This is a genomic window from Bacillus sp. V3-13 (assembly GCF_002860165.1).
Taxonomy (GTDB): Bacteria; Bacillota; Bacilli; order Bacillales; family Cytobacillaceae; genus Bacillus_BJ.
Genome location: NZ_PGUZ01000004.1, coordinates 45,293 through 65,520, shown reverse-complemented (window position 1 = coordinate 65,520; position 20,228 = coordinate 45,293). Strand labels below are relative to the sequence as shown.

The following is a 20,228-nucleotide window of genomic DNA, read 5'->3' as shown; positions in this document are numbered from 1 at the left end:
ATTTGGTAAGGGGGATAAAAACGATGATTGTCGAAGAAATCATGAAAACGAATGTATGCACATTATTTTCAGACAGCACGATTGCGGATGCCATTGTTTTAATGGAGCAAAAGAAAATTCGCCATATCCCGATCATCAATGAAGATAACCGTTTAATCGGCTTGGTGACAGACCGGGATATCCGTGACGCCACCCCTTCAATTTTTCGGGCTGAAGAATATAAGGAAGATTTACAGAAACCACTGGAAACAATTATGAAAAGGAACGTGATCACAGGTCATCCCCTCGATTTTGTAGAGGAAATTGCTGCTTTATTTTATGAGCATCATATTGGCTGCCTGCCGATTTTAAAGGATCAGAAACTGGTCGGTATTATTACGGAAACCGATTTACTGCATACGTTAGTTGAATTAACCGGGGCTCATCAGCCAGGCTCGCAAATTGAAATAAAGGTTCCCAATAAAGCAGGGATGCTTTGGGAGGTGGCGACCGTCATCCGCAACCGTAAGGTCAATATTCAAAGTGTCCTCGTCTACCCTGATAAAAAGGATGAAAAGTATAAAATAATCGTTCTCAGAGTCCAGACCATGAATCCGGTCGGCATGATCGAAGATTTAACGAATGCCGGACTTCACGTGCTTTGGCCGAATTTACCGGGGCTTCCATCATGACCGATCAATCCGTGTTTATTTTTTCTGAAGAACTGCTGAACTACAAATTCAGCAGCCATCATCCTTTTAATCAGCTCCGGCTTAAATTGACACTTGATCTGCTCCAAAGAATGCAGGCTATTGAAGAACAGCAAATCGTTCCGCCCCGGGCTGCTTTAGAAGAAGAGCTCAGTCTCATCCATGATCAAAATTATATAAACGCTGTCAGATTGGCAGGGCACGGAAGCCTTGATAAAGAAGTGGCCGAAAATTACGGCCTTGGTACCGAAGATACGCCGATATTTGATAATATGCACGAAGCAAGTTCACTGCTTGTCGGCGGAACTTTGACAGCGGTTGATTATGTCATGACAGGGAAGGCAAAGCACGCGTTGCATCTTGGCGGCGGGCTTCATCACGGATTCAGGGGAAAAGCTTCAGGGTTTTGCGTCTATAATGACACTTCAATTGCAATAAAGTATTTGCAGCACAAATACAATGCCCGCGTTCTTTATGTCGACACAGATGCCCATCATGGAGACGGGGTTCAATGGGCTTTTTACGATGATCCAGACGTATGCACGCTATCGATACATGAAACAGGGCGCTATTTATTTCCCGGGACAGGCAATGTGAATGAAAGAGGCCAGGGAAAAGGATACGGTTATTCTTTTAATATTCCGGTTGATGCGTTCACAGAGGATGATTCATGGCTCCATGTATATTCGAATGCTTTAAACGAAGTCGCCGATTTTTTTAAGCCTGATGTGATCCTGACGCAAAACGGGGCAGATGCCCATTACCTGGATCCGTTGACCCATTTATCGGCAACGACAAAAATTTTCCGGGAAATACCGAAGCTTGCCCATGAAATAGCGCATAAGCACTGTGATGGACGCTGGATCGCGGTTGGCGGGGGCGGATATGATATTTGGAGAGTCGTTCCAAGGGCATGGGCCTTCATCTGGCTTGAAATGACCGAAAATCCAAATCGTTTTGGCAGCTTGCCGGCTGACTGGATTGAAAACTGGCAGGATAAAGCACCCGTTGAGCTTCCGAAGGAATGGGATGACCCGGCCGATCTGTATCCGCCGATCCCTAGAAAAGCGGAAATCACCGAAAAAAACAGCCAAACAGTTGATAAAGCACTATATCCGATCCGCAACAGGACGAAAAGTGAATCGGGATAAGAACAAAAGCGCAAGCGCCTTGATCAGCCCCGACAAGCGCTGGAGGGCCTGACGGTGAAGTCGTTCTTTGACTTCATTGGCAGGACCGAAGCGACTCGAGCTGTGAACATCATCGCTTGTACCAAGCCATGATGATCACAAGATACTCAAGGAAGCAAAGTCAGGGATGAAAACTGGCTAGGCGCTGGAGCTGGACGAAGTCTGCAATAATCTCAAAGTTATTCACAGCGTTTGATTTTATAATTTCCTATACAACAAAAAACAGGAGGCCCGGCAGGATTTTATCAATCCTAAGTGGTCTCCTGCTTTTTAATTTGATGCAAGTTCATCCCGATCATATTTAGGATCGGATATAATAATTTCAACCCGGCGGTTTTTTGCCAGGTTTTCGCTGCTGTTATTCGACACGATTGGCCTCGTATCCCCATACCCCACTGCGATAAATCTGCTGCTGTCAAGGCCATGGTTTTCCGTCAAATAACGGATTACGCTGCCGGCCCGCGCCGATGACAGTTCCCAATTGGAAGGATATCGGTAGGTCGTGATTGGTCGATTGTCCGTATGGCCCTCAACCTTCACAAGATTGGGGATATCTTTTAAGAGCACGCCAACGACATCGAGAAAGGCATTTGCTTTAGATAAAATCGTGGCTTCACCGCTTTCAAACAGGACCTGTTCCTGCAAGACCAGAACGACGCCCCGCTCAGTACGGCTTGCCACAATCGCATCTGCAAGTCCGTTCTCCTTTAAATATGCCTGGACATCTGCCAGCAAGGCTTCGAGAGAATCTTCCTCATTCTCGAGTCCGCCCTGCTTGCCCTCTTGATCTAAATTTTGTTCACCAGCAGAATTTTCCGCAGGAACAACAGAAGGATTGAAATCGAGAGACTGCCGGCCCTGGAAAGAATCAGAAATCGCTTTGAATTTCTGAACATCCAGCTGGGACATCGAAAACAACAGGATAAAAAAGACAAGAATTAAGGTAATCAGATCAGAATACGTTACCATCCAGCCCGGCGCCCCTTTTGGCTGCGGCGGCTGTGGCCGGCTTCTAAACTTCATGATCGAGAGCCTCCCCGCCCGTTCTGATCTCATTGTCTTCCTTCCGTTCTGTCAGGGACAAAAAGGCACTTAACTTCTCCTCGAGAACTTTTGGGTTTTGCCCTGATTGGATCCCGATAACCCCTTCAATAATAACCTGCCTGACAAATAATTCTCGTTCCGTTTTTAAAGAAAGCTTGGCAGCGAGCGGAAGAAAGACAAGATTAGCGAGCAGCGAGCCATATAAAGTGGTTAATAAGGCGACTGCCATATTAGGTCCCAAAGCGGCCGGATCGTCCAGATTATTCAGCATGAGAACAAGGCCGATTAACGTTCCGATCATCCCCCAGGCCGGTGCATATTCACCGGCTTTTTCGAGGAGGCTTCTTCCTCTGCGATGACGGTCGTCCATCGCCATAATTTCTGCGTTCATGATATCCTGAATCACATCCGGTTCCATTCCGTCTACTGCCAACAGAATCCCTTTGCGGATAAATGGATCTTCAATCTGCCCAATCTCCGTCTCGAGAGATAAAAGCCCCTCCCTTCTTGCCCGGTCTGACAAATGAACAAACGTTTCAATTAAATTCCGCAGGCTCCGGTCTTCATCGGAAAATCCCTGTCGAATGACCGTAATCATCTGTCTGATATCTTTGACCGGAAAGCTGATCAGCAATCCGGCGATTAATCCTCCAAGCACAATAAAGAAAGATGAAAGATCAATAAATGATAAAAACCCGCTCATCCCGCCATTTGTAAGGATTCCGAATATCAGCATCAGAACACCGATAGTTAGACCTACCGGCGTCAGAAAATCGAGCTTTCTCATAGTCCTCTCCCTAAACAATTGAATATACAACTCAGGCGTCTTTTATATCGGCAAATTTATTGTTTCGTTGAGCTGCGGTACTCAATTCGGTGCGGAAGTACTACAATCTGATCTGTGACTTTTTCCTTATTCATAAATTTCGTTAACAGCCGCATTGACACTGCTCCAATATCGTAAAGCGGCTGGACGACCGTTGTCAGCTGCGGACGGACCATCAGGGTCAATCTTGTATTGTCTGAACTGATAACTTCAAAATCGTCTGGAATGCTGTAGCCCTTATCCTCTGCACCGTGGACAACTCCGAGCGCCATTTCATCTGAACCGACAAATATCGCGGTTGGCTTCTCGTCAGCTTCAAGCAATTTTTCAAATGCTTCGACCCCGGAATCGTATGTGTAGTCTCCTTCGATGACAAACTCCTCCCGGTAAGGCAGCCCTGCACTTTCAAGGGCTCGTTTATATCCGGCAAGCTTTTTTTCCAGGTTGATCGGCTCATGAAAAGGACCCGTTACAAACGCGATATTTTTATGGCCCCTATCCACAAACGATTGAACAACATCAAAGGCTGCTTGCTCATAGTCGATATTAACAGAAGGAATTTCCCCGCTTGCCTCAATGGAACCGGCGAGTACGATCGGCACAGGCGATTTTTTGAACTCTTCAACATGCTCAGGAGTAATATTGCCGCCCATAAAGACGATGCCATCGACCTGCTTCCCGAGCATCGTATTCAAAAGATGCAATTCCTTTTCTTTGTTTTGATCCGAGTTACTCAGGATGATATTATACTTATACATTGTCGCAATATCTTCGATTCCCCTTGCAAGCTCAGCGAAAAAAGTGCTCGAAATATCGGGAATTACGACACCGACGGTCGTTGTTTTTTTGCTGGCCAATCCCCTTGCTACTGCATTCGGACGATAACCAAGCCGGTCAATCACTTCTAAAACTTTTTTGCGGGTCGCCGGTTTAACGTTGGGATTCCCATTGACGACCCGGGACACGGTTGCCATCGAAACATTTGCTTCACGGGCAACATCGTATATTGTTACATTCATTTCTATACACTCCTTTTTGTTTGCACACGCACCGTTTTTCTTTATATTTTACTGCAATAAAAGAAAAGCTAAACATCTTTCTAAAGTTTGTGATGCGCTAAACAAGTCTAATTATGTATTTAATCATACGACAGACAAGGGAATGCCGCAATGTCAAGCCCTTAATTTTTGCTTATTTTTATAAATTTATGTATATTTGCCCCGATTTTCGCCGCAAAAAGAGCCCTCTAATAAACAGAAGGCTCCTGCGACGCTCTTTAAAAAATGTTCTTACACTCTTACAAATGGCGTGCTTTTTAATTCATTGAAGAAATGGTCGAATTGTGGCAGATCCATTTGCTGGGCTGAATCGGAAAGAGCCACTGCCGGATCCGGATGAACCTCGGCCATTACCCCGTCAGCTCCAACCGCCAATGCCGCTTTCGCTGTCGGGATGAGCAAATCACGGCGCCCTGTCGAATGGGTTACATCAACAAGTACCGGCAAATGTGTTTCCTGCTTAAGAATTGGCACTGCTGAAATATCAAGCGTGTTCCTTGTGGCGCGCTCATATGTGCGAATTCCCCGTTCACAAAGGATGATTTGTCCGTTCCCCTGCGACATAATATATTCGGCAGCATTGATAAATTCTTCAATCGTCGCAGCCAGCCCCCTCTTTAGCAAAACGGGCTTGTTCACTGCTCCGGCAGCTTTAAGAAGCTCAAAGTTTTGCATGTTGCGGGCACCGATTTGAATCACATCAATATATTGAACAGCCGTTTCGATATCAGCAGGATTGACAATTTCGCTGATGACCGCCAAATCGTAATCGTCTGCGACACGCTTCAGGATTTTCAGCCCTTCCAAGCCAAGGCCCTGGAAATCATACGGTGAAGTTCTCGGTTTGTAGGCACCGCCGCGCAGCAGCTTTAAGCCTTTTGCTTTTACTGCTTGTGCAACAGTCGCAACCTGCTCATATGACTCGACCGCACATGGGCCAAATACAAAATGAGGGTTGCCGTCCCCAACCAATTCTCCCTTCAGGTTAACGATTGTGTCTTCAGCTTTTTTCTTGCGGGAGACAAGCAGAGCTTTGCGGTGGTCATCCTTCTGCAGCTCCAGCCCCGCCTTAAATATTTCTTTGAAAATGTGCTCAATCGTTGAATTTTCGAATGGTCCATCATTGTTTTCTTTAATTAAATCAAGCATTCTCCGTTCCCGCACGGGGTCATAACGGTAAACTCCCTGAGTTTCTTTCACTCGCCCGATTTCCTGGACGAGCCGGGCTCTCTCATTGATTAATGATAACAGCTCCAGATTTAATTCATCAACGCGGTCGCGCAGTTGGTCAAGTTCTTTATTGCTCATCTTTTCTTTCCCGTCCTTTCAAAATTTTGTCGGTTTTTTAACCTCTTGCTTTGCACCTGACAAAGCAGGCAAGCCGCAAGCCAGCTGGGCGGGTTGTAAGCTTATCGTTTCCAATCCCCTTTAACGCCCCGTGAAAATGTGGTACATTTTAATATAATTACGGTTTATTATATATGAATCTTTTCTTAATGTCACGAAATTTCTTTATTAATTAAACGCTTTTAAGTGTTAAAGTATCTTATGAGAATTTTTTAAAGAAGGTGTTCCTATTTTGCAGGAAAAAAAGAAATTGTTTGCCCTTGATATTGGCACGCGTTCTGTAGTCGGCATCATCCTTGAAGAAGCCGGCGGCCAGTTCCGTGTTGTTGATATCCTTTCGATGGAGCACAGCGAACGCGCGATGCTTGACGGGCAAATCCATGACGTGTTGTCAGTGTCAAAATTAATTTCCGTGATAAAAGAGCAGCTTGAGCAGCAGCATGGACCGCTGCATCGTGTTTCGGTCGCGGCAGCCGGAAGGGCTTTGCGGACAGAACGTGCCAAAGTATCGGTCGATATTAACGGAAAACCGATGATGACAAAGCAGGACATCCTTCACCTTGAATTAACTGCTGTCCAGCAGGCCCAGGCGATGGTTGCCCAAAAACATGAAATTGAAAAAAGCTATTATTATTATTGTGTCGGATACTCGGTCCTTTATTACCGGCTCGATGGAGAAGAAATCGGCAATTTGATTGATCAGCAGGGCGACGAAGCTTCTGTTGAAATCATCGCGACTTTTTTACCGAAGGTTGTTGTTGAATCGCTTATTTCCGCTCTTCACCGGGCAGGATTGGAAATGGACGCACTAACGCTGGAACCGATTGCCGCGATCAATGTGCTGATCCCTCCGTCGATGCGCAGATTAAATGTCGCTCTCGTAGATATTGGCGCAGGTACTTCCGATATCGCGATCACCGATGCCGGCACGGTGATCGCCTATGGAATGGTGCCTGTTGCCGGAGATGAAATTACGGAAGCAATCAGTGATCATTTTCTCCTCGATTTTCCGCTTGCGGAAAAGGCAAAACGGGAATTGTCCAGCCGCGAAACGATTACCATCACCGACATTCTCGGATTTGAAACCGAGGTGACAAGGGAGGACGCTGTCACACATATTACACCTGCCTTGGATAAGCTCGCTGCTTCGATTGGTGATGAAATTTTAACGTTAAACAACAGGAAGCCTCCAAAAGCTGTGATGCTTGTCGGCGGGGGCAGCTTAACGCCGGAGCTTCCGGGTAAGCTCGCACAACGGCTCGGGCTCCCTGAAAACCGGGTTGCGATCAGGGGAATAGAAGCGATTTCTTCGTTAACACTTGCAGATCATATTTTAAAAGGGCCGGAGCTGGTTACCCCGGTTGGGATTGCGATCGCTGCCCGGATGTCGCCGGTTCAGTATCGGACCGTTTACGTCAATGAGCAGCCCGTCCGCCTTTTTGAAGTCAAAAAACTAACCGTCGGCGACTGCCTGCTTGCTGCCGGAATAAAAATGAATAAGCTGTACGGAAAACCGGGCCTGGCGATGATTGTGACATTAAATGGCCAAAGCATCACGATTCCCGGCCAGCTTGGCAACGCTCCAACCATTTTAAAAAATGGCGCGAGCTGTTCCTTTGATGAAGAAATCAGCAATAATGACCGGATTACCGTTAAAAAGGGCGAAGACGGCAAGCAGACAAAGATGCAAATAAAAGATTTAATTGACCAGCTTCCCCAGAAAATGGTGACCATTAACGGGAAGCCAGAAATCATCTCTGCCGTGCTCACATGCAATAAGGCGGCTGCCAGCCCGGAAAAGTTCCTTGAAGATCGCGATAAGATCACCTGCACGATCCCAGAGACGATTGAAGAACTGCTTCATGCATTAAAATTACAGCATTATTTGCCGGAACTGCGCCCGCTTCTCCTTAACATAAACGGAAAGGATCAGTATTTTCCAGGATTCGGCGGCAAAATCTATCGAAACGGCGTGGAAGTCAAACTGAAGAGCGGCTTCAATGACCTTGATGCATTAACGATAGTCAAAAGAAAAGAGCCGACAGTCCAGGAACTGGCCGAAATCAAACAAATAAACCTGTATCAAAAGTTGCCAATCTCGTTTAATGGCGAAAGCGTTACGCTTGTTAAAGAAATTGCAGAGTTTTACAGGGGCGAGCAAAAACTGCGCGTTGATGACGTTCTGTCGGACGGAGACCAAGTGAAAATTTCTGAAAAAAGCTTTGAACCGTTCATTTTTCAGGATATCTTTACGGCGGTCGAAGTCGATATGCCCGCCCATGCGAATGGAAGCTTTGAACTGACGCGGAACGACCAGCCTGTAGCCTTTCACGATCAGATTGAAGCGGGAGACAGCTTAAGAATTTTCTGGCCGCTTGCCAGCCAGAATTAGCAGTACAGTAAAGCATATGGACTGGCTGGCGATCATAAATCCGGATTTCCGCTTATAAATCTCGTGAAACGATCATAAATCCGAAAATAACTCGAGATTTACGAGCGGAACTTGAGATTTACGAGCGGAATTTGAGATTTACGAGCGGAACTTGAGATTTACGAGCGGAACTCGAGATTTACGAGCGGAACTTGAGATTTACGAGCGGAACTTGGGATTTACGAGCGGAACTTGGGATTTACGAGCGGAACTTGAGATTTACGAGCGGAACTTGAGATTTACGAGCGGAACTTGAGATTTACGAGCGGAAAGCGATCATAAATCCGGATTTTAGCTTTATTCCAAAGATTACTACAGCTGGATATTGGACCGTTACCAGCCAAAAACCACCTTCCATATCAGGAAAGGTGGTTTTGTACATCGTTATTTGTTTTCAGCTAACACATTCGTCAATGTCTCATAAGTAATTTTCCAGTGTGAGGCATGCCAGGTTACGCCCGAATTAGTGAATAGTAACGCCTGCGGCGACTCATGCTTGACATCATACTTTTCCGCAATGTGATTGGAAAGCGGGCGGGCATTCTGGACAGTTAAATAGTAGCTGTTGACTTCCGGATGGTCCCCTGTGAATTTTTCAAATTCTTCATAGGCTGCCTGGCTGATCGGGCAGGTTGTGCTGTGCTTTAATATTAAGAATGTTCCATTTTTAACTGCATCGTCAAATTGTTCAACTGTGTCGATTTTTTTCAAAATTAATCCCCTCCTGCAACATTGGAGCCCGTGCCGTTCAGCACATAAGCGGCCAATAAATAACGGTGAAGCTATCTTACCACTTCACCGTTTTTAAAACAAATTTAATGTTTTTGATTTAGCTTTTTCTCTGTTTCATCAAAAGCCCTTTTTGTTTCCTCAAGCTTTGCTTCGGGGTTGCCGGTTTGGATGGACCCTTTGTTCTCGGTTTCGCTTAATACGTCGATGTCCGCTTCACTTGCAATATATTCATCCGGCGTGTTAACCCCGGCACCATCCCCCGCTTGGGATCCGCTTTCGGAAGAATTTTTGCTGCCTCTGACTTTGTTAAGCAGGTCTGTCGACTGCTGGGCGATCGAGCTTGTTGTTTGTTTCGCAACAGACGCCAGTTCTCCGCCTTTAGCCATGGCAGTCTCACGAAGCTGACCGGTCTTTTCTTTTGCTTGCGTAGCGAGCTCACTTCCTTTTGTCATCGCCGCTTCACAATATTCATTCGTTTTTTCTTTTAGCATGCTTGCCTGTTCATTTAAGTCGCTGCGAAGCTCCTTACCGGATTTCGGAGCCAGCAAGAGCGCTGTTGCCGCTCCGACAACCCCTCCAATAATGGCGCCCAAAACAAAATCCCTCGAGGTTCCACCATTGTTATCGTTAAAATTGTCAAATTGATTGCGTTCCTTCACCATGCTCAGTTCCTCCTCATCTTTAATATCTTGCCCGCTCCCGCTCCGTTCTAACAACGGGAGGCCGGTTTTCAAGCTGATTTGCTTTTTTTCTTGCTGCCCACTTATCTTTTAATTCCAGGAACACATTGCTCCATTGAACAACCTGTGAAATCTTGTCCTTGTGCTGCTCAAGCTGGCGGTCAACGGATGAGGTGATATTTTGAATAGATGTATTAAACCTTTGGACAGAATAGCCCACATTCTTCACCGCATCGACGACAGTATTTAAGCTTTCGGACTTTTGCTGAATATCTGAAGCGAGAGCGTTGGTTTTATGTAGAAGCACCGTAGTCTCTCTCGTCACCCCATCCAACTGCTGCTCCAATCCTGTCAATGTTTTTGAAACACTGTCAAGGGTTGTTTGCAGAGATTTCAACGTTTTTGTTAAATACATAACTAACACAAAGAAAGCTATGGCGATCACAGCTACGCTTAAATATAAAATAATCTCCATTAACATTCCACCTCCATAATCGTTACTATATTTTTTACCCCGGGCGCTCCAGCCTAAACCCCTGTTTGCTAAATAAGTATTTCACTATAACGGTATCATACTTCTCCTTATTTTAAAAAGATATCCCTTTTTCAATTCTCCTTTAGGCACATTTTTTGAACCTGGTCTTTATAATCAACAATTTGCCCATGTTCGAATGGAGTTAGACCAAAAAGAAAACCACCTTTGGAAGGTGGTGGTTTTCTACAATTGCAGTTGCTTTTCATAGGCAGACTGGAATTTTTGAATATCGCCGGCACCCATGAAAATAATCACGCTATTTTCATGTTTTTGTAAAGCGCCTGTATCTTCTTCTTTGATAATCTCTGAATGCGCGATTTTCGCCTGTAAATCTTCAATTGAAAGCTTACCATGATTTTCACGGGCAGATCCGAAAATTTCACATAAATATACTTTATCAGCTTTATTCAAGCTTTCGGCAAACTCATTTAAAAAGGTTTGCGTTCTCGTAAAGGTATGCGGCTGGAAGACAGCGATAATATCGCGATCAGGATATTTCTGCCGCGCTGCTTCGATCGTAGCTTTGATTTCGGTTGGATGATGGGCGTAATCATCGATGACGACTTGCGAACCAATTACCTTTTCCGAAAATCTTCTTTTAACACCGCCAAACGTCGCAAGCTGCCGGGCGATAATTTCTGTGTCAATCGCCTCATAATGGCAAAGAGCAATCACCGCCAACGAGTTAAGAACATTATGGTTTCCATAAGTAGGGATTTTAAACGTTTCGTAATACGTATTCCGGACGAAAACATCGAATGTGGTTCCCTCAGTCGACTTAACCACATTCCTTGCCTGGAAGTCATTTTCCTCGCCGAATCCATAAAATACGACAGGCACCTTTGCCTGGATTTTTTGCAGCTGTTCATCATCACCGCATGCAAATATACCCTTCTTCACTTGCCAGGACATCTCTTGAAAAGCAGAAAAGACATCATCTATATGGGCAAAATAGTCAGGGTGATCAAAATCTATATTCGTCATGATCGCGTAATCAGGAAAATAGGATAAAAAATGCCTTCTGTATTCGCACGCTTCGAAAGCAAAATACTCGGCATCCCGGTCTCCTTTTCCCGTACCGTCTCCAATTAAGAAGGAGGTCGGCTTAGCACCACTCATCACATGAGCAAGCAGCCCGGTTGTCGAAGTTTTTCCGTGGGCGCCTGTTACCGCCACGCTGGTGAAGTTTTCCATAAACTCACCTAAAAAACGATGATATCTGACGATTGGAAGCCCCAGTCTCATTGCCTCCACGATCTCTTCATGAGTATCAGGAAAAGCATTGCCGGCAATAATCGTCATTCCGGGTTTTATATTCTCCTTGCGAAAGGGAAGGATCTTTATTCCAGATTGCTCAAGTGCTTGTTGAGTAAAAAAGTGCTTCTCGACATCGGAGCCTTGAACATGATAATTCATGTCATGCAGAATTTGTGCGAGTGCACTCATCCCGGACCCCTTTATACCTACAAAGTGGTAAATGGTCATGTAAAGAACCTCCAACCAACGTCTATCTGTAACACAGTATATGACATTTATCTTAATTTGCTCATTTCATTCATTAGTCTAAAACGGCATCCTAAACATTATAACATCTTTCTTCTGTCTGGTGAAATTGAGGGCTAAATCTCTTTTCTATAAATCTGTTTGCGCAAGCCTTCATAAAGAAAAAGAATCGCATTCTTTTTTAAAAACGTTCTCCACGAGAGAGATGCATCCTCGCATTTTTGCTCGATAAAGCTGTTTTCCAGTTTGGTAAAAACCTCAGGCCCGTTGACTGCAAATAAAGGGCTGATCGCGATATCTCTTTTTAGCGCTGGTATTTTCCTGATAAATACGTATTGCAAGTTTTGAGACTGCAAAGGATGAAGCTTGGAAAATACAGGGAATGTCATCTCTGACGAAAAGTCTTGCACGGTAAGCTCATCATTTCCTTCGTCAACCGATATAACGGTAAACGGCTCCAGCACTGAGCTTAAAAATAGAGCACCCTGGATCATCTCAGGCTCGGTTAAATTTGAAGCTTGATTTTTCAAAAACAGGCTTAGCATCGTAAAGCCTTGAATTGTCTGATAATCAAATAGAAACCACTGCTCAAACAGCTCTTCTTCGACGGCAGTCAATATGTGGCCGTTTCGAAGGCCGAGTTTCTTGCGGAAGATATGCTTGGCACGAACCTTTTCCCGGATATTCGTGTTTCTTTCGGTGTAATCACCGGCAAGCCTGAGCAGGTGCTGAACGCTTTTTTCTGCCTGTGCTTGCTTCTGGCTTCGATAGTGATCTAAATTTAAAGTTGAGCGGTCCAAAGTCATAAGGATGCTCCCTGCCTTTTCCCGGCGGATAAAACATGCCGGTCTTCTAAAGTTTCAATTAAAAATGATCCTGCTGGATCTGAGCGAATTTCGGAATGTTACTCTACTTTTTCAAGACGGGGATTCGGCCGTAACTTCCGGCCGGCTTTTGCCTGGTGCTTCCCATTTAACATCACATTATCACCTGTAAAACCAATGTTAATCTTCAAAAGGCTGCCGCCAACACCGTATAAATCAACAGGAACTCCATTTTTTTCAAATTCAATGATTCTTGTTTCATTAAAACCGCCGCTGACAACTATTTTTACATGGTGATAGCCTTCATCATCCAGGGCCTTCCGCAAGCCAAAAATCAGCTCGGCGTTAACGCCGCGCGGATCGAATGTTCCTAAAAGGTGCTGGTTCCGCAAAAAGTATTGGTCGATAAGGGTTCTCGACGTATCAACCCTTACCCCCTTCAGATCGTCGCCGAAAGCACGGGCAACCTTTAACGAATCGGTAATCGCATCATTATTATAATCAACAAGGGCAATTAATTCATCATCGGGGAATGTTTCCTGATAAGCCTTTGTCGCTGCGACAATATCGCCGTTAAAAAGCTGGATCAGCGCATGGGGCATCGTCCCCATCCCTTGCTTGCCCCACCATTCATTCATGGCATGGGTCGCCTGGGCCGTCGCACCGCCAATATAGGCAGCATATCCGTCGCCCGCCTGGGTCGTAAAATGGTCATCACGGTCTCCCATAAAAATGACCGGTTTCTGCTTTCCGGAGATGCCCGCCGCCTTGACAACATTATAGACATTCGTCGCTACCGATGTCCGGCGCGCCAGTATCCCATCAATGATTCCTTCCAGGTACCCGAAATTCTGGTAAGGGCCTGTAACGGTTAAAACGGTCTCGAACGGACTGATCTTGTCCCCATCCTTTAACGAATAGATTTCAAGATCCTCCGGGCGGTCCGCAAATGTTTTAATGAGCGCAATCACTTCATCTGTTCCACACAGCACCGCATGTTCTTTCTGGAAGAATTGCATAGTGACGATGTTATCTTTAAGATACTTCTGGACAATTTCCCTCGTTTTCAGAAAATAAACGGCAGAAAACCACCCATCCTTCACTCGTTCATCGAATTTAAAGGTGTGGTTCGTCAAGCGCTGGATTTCACCTTTTAACTTCAATTCTATTTCTTTCATTTCAAAGCTCCTCTAAAGAAGTCAATATTCCGGACAACCCGTTAAGTAAAAATAAAGATAACCCTATTCTTCAATACATGCTAATACAGAATACCATTAATTAATCGTTTGGACCAGTCTCTTGCAGTGCCTCAAGCTCCGTTTCGGTAATCAGGACATCGCGCGGTTTGCTGCCCCGCGCTTCAGAAATATAGCCATGCTGTTCCATCATATCAATTAACCTGGCGGCGCGATTGTAGCCGATTTTGAAGCGGCGCTGCAGGCTTGAAGTCGAAGCAGCCCCATGGCTGACAACAAATTCGCAGGCTTCATAAAAAAGTTCATCTTCCTCTTCGCCCGCCTCGGCTTTTTTCAGCAGCTCTCCCTGCTCAAACAAATAAACGGGCTCCCGCTGTGCACGCACATGGGAAACAACATCATCAATTTCAAGATCTGAGACATACGTTCCCTGCAAACGGACAGGCTTCGATGAGCCATTCTCAAGAAACAGCATATCGCCGCGGCCAAGCAGCTTTTCGGCTCCGCTTATATCAATAATCGTCCTTGAATCGATTTGTGAAGACACAGAAAAAGCAATCCTGGTTGGCACATTCGCCTTAATCAAACCGGTGATGACGTCCACGGACGGCCTTTGTGTCGCAATAATCAAATGAATTCCGCACGCCCGCGCTTTTTGGGCAATCCGGCAAATCGCCTCTTCAACATCGGCCGGCGACATCATCATTAAATCTGCGAGCTCATCAATAATGATCACGATGAACGGCAGCTTATCCGAATAGCGCTTGTGCTGTTCGGCCATTTCATTAAAACGGTTAATATCGCGGACACCCGTATGGGCAAACAGTTCATAGCGCCGTTCCATTTCCTCCACCGCCCACTTCAGGGCAGCAGTAGCTGCTTTTACATCCGTAATTACCGGACAGACGAGATGCGGAATATGATTATATGGTGCAAGCTCGACCATTTTCGGGTCAATAAGCAGTAATTTTACCTGGTCAGGATCTGCTTTGAACAGCAAGCTGACAAGAATCGTATTGATGCAGACACTTTTTCCGGAACCGGTCGCACCGGCAATCAGGCCATGCGGCATTTTCTTCAAGTCGGTGACAATCGGTGCCCCGGAAATATCAAGCCCGAGAACAGCCGTCAGCGGCGATGCGCTGTCTCTGAACTCGCGGCTTTGGATGATTTCACTGATCAATACCGGCCGGCTTTTCTCGTTCGGCACTTCAATGCCGATCGTATGCTTGCCCGGAATCGGTGCTTCAATCCGGATGTCCCTGGCAGCGAGGCTTAATTTAATATCATCTGAAAGATTGGTAATTTTATTTACCTTTACCCCTGGATCAGGCTGGACCTCAAAGCGGGTGACGGACGGCCCTTGGACCACATTGACCACCCTGGCACCGACATTAAAATTCTCAAGCGTTTCATTCAACAGCTGTTCCTGTTCGAACAGCCACTCTTCATTCGATTCGTAAAAAACAGGAGGCTCGAGTAAATTAACACCCGGACGCGTGTAGCCTTGGGCGTTATCCTGATTTGGTTCAGCTTCTTTAGCCGCGGCATATGGGCCTGTTCCTGTTGCCGGTTTGTCGTAAGAAGGTGCAATTTCCCCCGTCTCGCTCCTGGAATGCTCTCTGGCTGAAGGATGCTGCTTTTCCTCCAGCTTCCGCTTATCCTGCTTAAGCATCAGGACATTAAACGGCAAATGCGGCCTTTCTTTCTGTGATTGTTGAGCCTGCGGTTCCGATTGTTGCTCCACATCTTTCGGGCTGGGGTTACCGACAGTTTTTTCCGGTACTGAAGTGTCTTCAAATCTTTCAATATCAGGAGCTTCATTTCCTAAAAATGAACTGCTGTGAGATTCGGTTTCTCCGTAAGAGATTGGAGCTTCGTTTTCGGAAACAGGATCGCGGTTAAATTCACTGTCTCTCTGAAAAATTTGTTGTGCTGCTTCCTCTTCGAAAAATGAATGGCGGTGAGACCTGGTTTCTCCCTGATTGACCAAACTGTCACTTTCGAAAACAGAATGATGACCAGACCCGGTTTCTCCCTGAAAAACTGAAGACTCGCCTTTAGGAGTTTCATGATCGGAAACATAAGATTCTGCTTCACTTGATCGGCTTTTATTAGCCTCAAAACTGCTTATTTCGTGGACGATGATCTCATCTTTACTCTGTTTTGCCAAACCAAATACGGGTGACGGAATGTCAACTGGCCGAAAAGGCTGACGCGCTACATTTGAAACAGCTGGCTTTCGGTCGTCATGTAAAGTTGCTTGTCCTTTACCTTTTTGCTGAATGGCTACTGGACGATTTGTTTTATGTATGCGTTCAGTTTTGCTCTGTCCTGGCGGCTGTGTCTCCCTTTCATCGGGAATGACCGGAAACCGAAACTGCCCTTTAGGATATTGATACGCAACCTTCGTCGCCATATCTTTGCCACGCCTCTTTTTCATTTCCGGATAAGGCATCCCGGCAAATTCATCTCTATTTGAAAGATATTCGCTCTCTTCATCTTTAAACATGTGAAACAACTTTTTAATCCAACTCAAAATCTATCACTCTTTCTTCTTTCTCGTATATCATATCTATTTTATCAGTAATTTTTAAAATATCGACATAAAATCAAGGAATGAGCTGATTTATTGAAATTTGGAGAAAAAAATATTTATTATTTTGCAGGAAAACCAGCAGGATAAGGGATTGTAAAATAAGTAGATAGATTGTTTTTTCGAATTAAGCGATAAATGAGCGGAATTAAGCGGAACTGGTGATGATTTAAGCAAAACTCCCGGGAATTAAGCGGAAAAATCGATAATTGCGCGAAAACAGCATTTATTTAAGCGAAAGTGCTCATTGGATTAAAAAGCATGGCACCAAGCCATGCTTTTCGCTTACTCCCTTTTCCGGTTTTTACCCAAAATGAAAATCGGCTCCAGCTCGCCGTTCTCGTATAAAAATGACAGCGCCGTGACCGGGACCCGGCCGCTTGCAAAGAAGCTCATCGTCATTTGGGCGAGCACATCGTAGCCTGTGTTATTTTGAATATCGCCGATAATTAACACATCCTGATGCGGAACCGCGACCGTCATCGTTCCGGTCACTTTGCTTTTCATCTCTTTTAAAAATGATTCGTTCAAAATTCTGGACGCATCATAACCATCATTGGAATTCAAAAAATAGAAGGTGTTCCCTGCAACAGTATCGGTTTTCATGTTGATCGGCAGTGCCCTGGCATTGAACAAAGCAATCTCCCTGACCCGGTTCGCATCCCAGTTTTCCTTTTGCAGCAGCTTCTCGTCAATAAGCCGGTACGTATTGCCCATATCAAAGGCATAGTAAATTCTTGTTTCGGCAGTATGTTTATCATACAAAAGCGGAATCCCTTCCTCTGCCTCTGTCGGGAAGGAGGCGGCGCGGATAACCGGGTAGATGTTCTTTTCTTTCCCGGAGAGCTGAACAGATTCCACCATTGCCTGAAGCCCTTCTTCGACATAATAGACGACCTCATCGATCGCTTTATCCTTTTCTACCTGCCATTTGGCGATGATACCCGGCAGTGAAATGGTGATTCCTTTTCCGGTGTTTTTGTTCTCAATCCGCAGCGTATCTTTTTCACGATCAAAAGTAAATGAACGAGCCGGATCGCCAAGTCTCTTTTCAAGCTCTTTTCTCAATTTATTGCTATCCAATTTCAATCCCCCTCTGAGGAGCCGTGATTATAGTTAACTGCTATAGAGGAAAACCCCTCCGCCTGGCTGAAAGACGGAGGGGATTGCTCCCGATTATGATAATCCTGCAATGAATGTTTCAATTTCTTCCTGTGTTTTTCTGTCCTTGCTGACGAAACGGCCCAACTCGCGGCCATTCTCGTATGCGATAAAGCTTGGAATCCCAAATACGTCCAATTCGCCGCAAAGATCGATGAATTGATCCCGATCCACATGGATAAATGTATAATCGCTGAACTTTGCCTCGACCTCCGGCAAGATCGGCTCAATAACACGGCAGTCAGGACACCAATCAGCTGAAAACATAAAAATATGCTTTCCGCTATCGCGGAGCTCATGGAATTGTTCAATTGATTCCAGTTTTTTCATTTTCTTTCTCCCCCAGTTTGGATTTGCATATCACCTGGTTTAATCCAGCGTTTTTTCCTCATATATTCAGATAATACCAAGCTGACCAACGCAGGTCCAATGATATGCAACAAGGCAACCTTGAGCCAAACATCACCGCTGAATCCCATTGTCGTGAATGTCATGATCTGCCCAACAAGACCGCTTGTCCCCATTCCTGCTCCGGCCGCGTTATTTTCCATCAAAAAAACGGTCGTGCCAAGCGGGGCAAGCAGGGCGCCTGCAACCGTCGGCGGGATTAAGATTAATGGGTTCCTGACTATATTCGGAATCTGTAACTTTGAGGTTCCGATTCCAATCGCCAAAAGCCCGCCAATTTTATTTTCCCGGAAGCTGCTGACGGCAAATCCGATCATTTGTGAGGCACAGCCAATCGTTGCTGCCCCTGCGGCAATCCCATGAAGATCAAGCATTAAGGCTAGTGCCGCGCTTGAAATCGGACCCGATAGTGCCAATCCGACCAGTACAGCGACAACAATCCCCATCACAATCGGCTTCTGTTCGGTACCCCACATAATTAAATCGCCAAGCCGGCTCATCATAAAAGCAATTCCCGGCCCAATAAAAGCTGCGACAGTATAACCCGTAAAAACAGTCACAAATGGAGTAACAATAATATCTATTTTCGTTTCTTTACTAACCAGTTTGCCAATTTCTGTAGAGATCATCGCGGCGACGATGCTGCCGGCAGGCCCGCCCAATGCTGCTCCTGCCGCTCCGCTCACAATTGCGGAAAACAACACAAGCGGCGGAGCATTCAGGCCGTAGGCAACTGCTGCCCCAATTGCCGGTCCCATCAGGTCCATTGCAGTAGTGCCTATTTGGACGAGATAGTCGATCCCGGCTTGTTCACCAATCGTTTTAATAATAAGGCCGATAATTAAGGAAGCGAATAAACCTAAAGTCATGCTGCTCAATGCGTCAATAAAATATACCTTTGGCGAAAGGCTTACTCCTTTTCTTTTGAGAAAATCTTTCATTCTGTTCCCCCTGAGCACAATTTTTTTACATGTGTAAAGACACCTGTTGCTTTTCTATTTTAAGCCTGGATTGCAGCAAAAGGAAATATATTTTTTCAGCAAAGGTAAAATTTTTACTAGACACATCAAGAAAAACTCGTTTGCAATGATATACCGCAAAAATTGCTTCAGAAATATGGGGCATCAGCTGGCTATGGTCTTTGAATCAGGGGACAACGCTTAAACAAAAGTTAAAAAATCAATGAAACCCTCCAGCATAAGCCGTTATGGCTACACAGGAGGGATCATCTTTAGCCAGCCATTTTCCAGAGAGTGCTTAGTCTCCAAAAAGTCCGCGGACTGTATTATTAAAATCTTCTAAAAGTCCTTCATCGTTCTGTCCACCCGCAATATCATCCGCATATCCGGTCATTGTGTCATAAAAATCGGGATTCGTTGAAATATACACCCGGTGGATATTCCTGTCGGCTTCCCGAACCTGATCGGCTATTTTTTGTTCTAAAGGAGAAGATACTTCACCGTAGTTGTTCTGCTCCAAATTCATCTCGGTGCCGGCTTCATTGCCGGTTCCCTGGCCATTGCCCTGATTGTTCCCATTGTTGTCATTGTTCGCAGCATCACCGTTGCCATCAATCACACCGTTTTCCGTAAAATTGTTTACAGTTCCGTTTCTGGTCTGATTAACGATTCCGTCCTCAGCGCCATTTGCATCGTTATTCCCGTTTCCGCCACCGTTGTTATTTCCGCCGGCATTGTTGTTGCCGCCTGCGCCGCCATTATTAGCATCATCAGCAAGCCTTACGGCAACATAGGCATTATTGTTTGCAAGCAATACTTGTGCCTGATCTACTTCGTCCATGCGTTCAATATTCCGGGCCGCGCGGTCTGACACCCGTACCCTCTCGTTATGATTGTTGCCATTATTCCCGTTATTGTCATTATTGGTCCTGACTCTGATCGGTTCGGCGCCATTATTTGCATTCTCACCAGCATTATTATCGATGCCGCAACCAGTCAAACCGAAGAACAATAGCGCTGAAACGAACAGGCTCCATCCTTTTTTCATT

General features: G+C 45.4%; 18 protein-coding genes and 1 pseudogene. 4 read left to right on the top strand and 15 right to left on the bottom strand.

Annotation, left to right across the window (positions count from 1 at the left end; translation table 11 throughout):
* Positions 1-23: 23 nt before the first annotated feature.
* Together CU633_RS01960 and CU633_RS01955 are read left to right on the top strand one after the other, a co-directional pair.
* Complete coding sequence (locus CU633_RS01960) at positions 24-671, top strand: acetoin utilization AcuB family protein (protein WP_101658047.1); 648 nt, start codon at positions 24-26, stop codon at positions 669-671.
* Positions 668-1,840: an acetoin utilization protein AcuC gene (locus CU633_RS01955; protein WP_101658046.1), complete on the top strand. Its 1,173-nt coding sequence runs from the start codon at positions 668-670 to the stop codon at positions 1,838-1,840. The genes CU633_RS01960 and CU633_RS01955 overlap by 4 nt, the downstream gene beginning before the upstream one ends.
* 309 nt (positions 1,841-2,149) lie before the next feature.
* Here the strand turns inward: CU633_RS01955 and motS are convergent, their stop codons facing one another.
* From motS to CU633_RS01935, 4 genes are all read right to left on the bottom strand, one after another.
* Positions 2,150-2,902 (bottom strand): flagellar motor protein MotS, encoded by a 753-nt coding sequence (gene motS / locus CU633_RS01950; RefSeq protein ID WP_101658045.1) that lies wholly within the window; start codon positions 2,900-2,902, stop codon positions 2,150-2,152.
* A complete protein-coding gene (gene motP, locus CU633_RS01945; RefSeq protein WP_101658044.1) occupies positions 2,892-3,710 on the bottom strand; it encodes a flagellar motor protein MotP in 819 nt (272 codons plus the stop codon). Before motP ends, motS begins: the two co-directional genes overlap by 11 nt.
* Before the next feature lie 56 nt (positions 3,711-3,766).
* The gene (ccpA, locus tag CU633_RS01940) at positions 3,767-4,768 is read right to left on the bottom strand and encodes a catabolite control protein A (RefSeq protein WP_101658043.1); all 1,002 of its coding nucleotides are present in this window, start codon (positions 4,766-4,768) and stop codon (positions 3,767-3,769) included.
* A 270-nt stretch (positions 4,769-5,038) separates the two neighbouring features.
* Positions 5,039-6,115: a bifunctional 3-deoxy-7-phosphoheptulonate synthase/chorismate mutase gene (locus tag CU633_RS01935; RefSeq protein WP_101658042.1), complete on the bottom strand. Its 1,077-nt coding sequence runs from the start codon at positions 6,113-6,115 to the stop codon at positions 5,039-5,041.
* Between the two features lie 271 nt (positions 6,116-6,386).
* On the opposite strand from CU633_RS01935, the gene CU633_RS01930 reads away from it, so the two are divergent.
* Both CU633_RS01930 and CU633_RS22660 read left to right on the top strand, forming a co-directional pair.
* Positions 6,387-8,546, top strand: coding sequence for a cell division protein FtsA (locus CU633_RS01930; RefSeq protein WP_101658041.1), 2,160 nt, complete (start codon positions 6,387-6,389; stop codon positions 8,544-8,546).
* A gap of 151 nt (positions 8,547-8,697) precedes the next feature.
* On the top strand, positions 8,698-8,841 hold the full coding sequence (locus tag CU633_RS22660) for a hypothetical protein (RefSeq protein ID WP_180954824.1): 144 nt from the start codon (positions 8,698-8,700) through the stop codon (positions 8,839-8,841).
* Positions 8,842-8,969: 128 nt separating this feature from the next.
* Here the strand turns inward: CU633_RS22660 and ytxJ are convergent, their stop codons facing one another.
* From ytxJ to CU633_RS01875, 11 genes and pseudogenes are all read right to left on the bottom strand, one after another.
* On the bottom strand, positions 8,970-9,296 hold the full coding sequence (ytxJ, locus tag CU633_RS01925) for a bacillithiol system redox-active protein YtxJ (protein WP_101658040.1): 327 nt from the start codon (positions 9,294-9,296) through the stop codon (positions 8,970-8,972).
* A 104-nt stretch (positions 9,297-9,400) separates the two neighbouring features.
* Positions 9,401-9,979, bottom strand: coding sequence for a YtxH domain-containing protein (locus CU633_RS01920; protein WP_101658039.1), 579 nt, complete (start codon positions 9,977-9,979; stop codon positions 9,401-9,403).
* Between the two features lie 19 nt (positions 9,980-9,998).
* Entirely contained in the window at positions 9,999-10,472 is a 474-nt protein-coding gene (locus CU633_RS01915) for a DUF948 domain-containing protein (RefSeq protein WP_101658038.1), read from the bottom strand.
* A gap of 243 nt (positions 10,473-10,715) precedes the next feature.
* Positions 10,716-12,017 carry a UDP-N-acetylmuramate--L-alanine ligase gene (murC, locus tag CU633_RS01910; RefSeq protein ID WP_101658037.1) on the bottom strand — a complete coding sequence of 434 codons (1,302 nt, stop codon included), beginning with the start codon at positions 12,015-12,017 and terminating at the stop codon, positions 10,716-10,718.
* 134 nt (positions 12,018-12,151) lie between these two features.
* Positions 12,152-12,841 carry a hypothetical protein gene (locus CU633_RS01905; protein WP_101658036.1) on the bottom strand — a complete coding sequence of 230 codons (690 nt, stop codon included), beginning with the start codon at positions 12,839-12,841 and terminating at the stop codon, positions 12,152-12,154.
* Positions 12,842-12,939: 98 nt separating this feature from the next.
* Positions 12,940-14,037, bottom strand: coding sequence for a nicotinate phosphoribosyltransferase (locus tag CU633_RS01900; protein WP_101658035.1), 1,098 nt, complete (start codon positions 14,035-14,037; stop codon positions 12,940-12,942).
* Between the two features lie 100 nt (positions 14,038-14,137).
* A pseudogene (locus CU633_RS23580) lies at positions 14,138-15,553 on the bottom strand (DNA translocase FtsK); the annotation flags it as partial.
* A 1,383-nt stretch (positions 15,554-16,936) separates the two neighbouring features.
* Positions 16,937-17,734 (bottom strand): DUF1444 domain-containing protein, encoded by a 798-nt coding sequence (locus CU633_RS01890; RefSeq protein ID WP_101658034.1) that lies wholly within the window; start codon positions 17,732-17,734, stop codon positions 16,937-16,939.
* Positions 17,735-17,827: 93 nt separating this feature from the next.
* Positions 17,828-18,142, bottom strand: coding sequence for a thioredoxin family protein (locus CU633_RS01885; protein ID WP_101658033.1), 315 nt, complete (start codon positions 18,140-18,142; stop codon positions 17,828-17,830).
* A complete protein-coding gene (locus CU633_RS01880) occupies positions 18,139-19,161 on the bottom strand; it encodes a PTS transporter subunit IIC (protein ID WP_101658032.1) in 1,023 nt (340 codons plus the stop codon). Before CU633_RS01880 ends, CU633_RS01885 begins: the two co-directional genes overlap by 4 nt.
* Positions 19,162-19,477: 316 nt before the next feature.
* Positions 19,478-20,227: a YhcN/YlaJ family sporulation lipoprotein gene (locus CU633_RS01875; RefSeq protein WP_101658031.1), complete on the bottom strand. Its 750-nt coding sequence runs from the start codon at positions 20,225-20,227 to the stop codon at positions 19,478-19,480.
* Position 20,228: the final 1 nt, after the last annotated feature.

Bases quoted from the DNA above. Each gene is read 5' to 3' on its own strand.
- CU633_RS01960 (WP_101658047.1), top strand. From the start codon at position 24: ATGATTGTCGAAGAAATCATGAAAACGAATGTATGCACATTATTTTCA.
- ccpA (WP_101658043.1), bottom strand. From the start codon at position 4,768: ATGAATGTAACAATATACGATGTTGCCCGTGAAGCAAATGTTTCGATG.
- motS (WP_101658045.1), bottom strand. From the start codon at position 2,902: ATGAAGTTTAGAAGCCGGCCACAGCCGCCGCAGCCAAAAGGGGCGCCG.
- CU633_RS01880 (WP_101658032.1), bottom strand. From the start codon at position 19,161: ATGAAAGATTTTCTCAAAAGAAAAGGAGTAAGCCTTTCGCCAAAGGTA.
- murC (WP_101658037.1), bottom strand. From the start codon at position 12,017: ATGACCATTTACCACTTTGTAGGTATAAAGGGGTCCGGGATGAGTGCA.
- CU633_RS01935 (WP_101658042.1), bottom strand. From the start codon at position 6,115: ATGAGCAATAAAGAACTTGACCAACTGCGCGACCGCGTTGATGAATTA.
- motP (WP_101658044.1), bottom strand. From the start codon at position 3,710: ATGAGAAAGCTCGATTTTCTGACGCCGGTAGGTCTAACTATCGGTGTT.
- CU633_RS01920 (WP_101658039.1), bottom strand. From the start codon at position 9,979: ATGGTGAAGGAACGCAATCAATTTGACAATTTTAACGATAACAATGGT.
- CU633_RS01900 (WP_101658035.1), bottom strand. From the start codon at position 14,037: ATGAAAGAAATAGAATTGAAGTTAAAAGGTGAAATCCAGCGCTTGACG.
- CU633_RS01885 (WP_101658033.1), bottom strand. From the start codon at position 18,142: ATGAAAAAACTGGAATCAATTGAACAATTCCATGAGCTCCGCGATAGC.
- CU633_RS01875 (WP_101658031.1), bottom strand. From the start codon at position 20,227: ATGAAAAAAGGATGGAGCCTGTTCGTTTCAGCGCTATTGTTCTTCGGT.
- CU633_RS01905 (WP_101658036.1), bottom strand. From the start codon at position 12,841: ATGACTTTGGACCGCTCAACTTTAAATTTAGATCACTATCGAAGCCAG.
- CU633_RS01955 (WP_101658046.1), top strand. From the start codon at position 668: ATGACCGATCAATCCGTGTTTATTTTTTCTGAAGAACTGCTGAACTAC.
- CU633_RS01915 (WP_101658038.1), bottom strand. From the start codon at position 10,472: ATGGAGATTATTTTATATTTAAGCGTAGCTGTGATCGCCATAGCTTTC.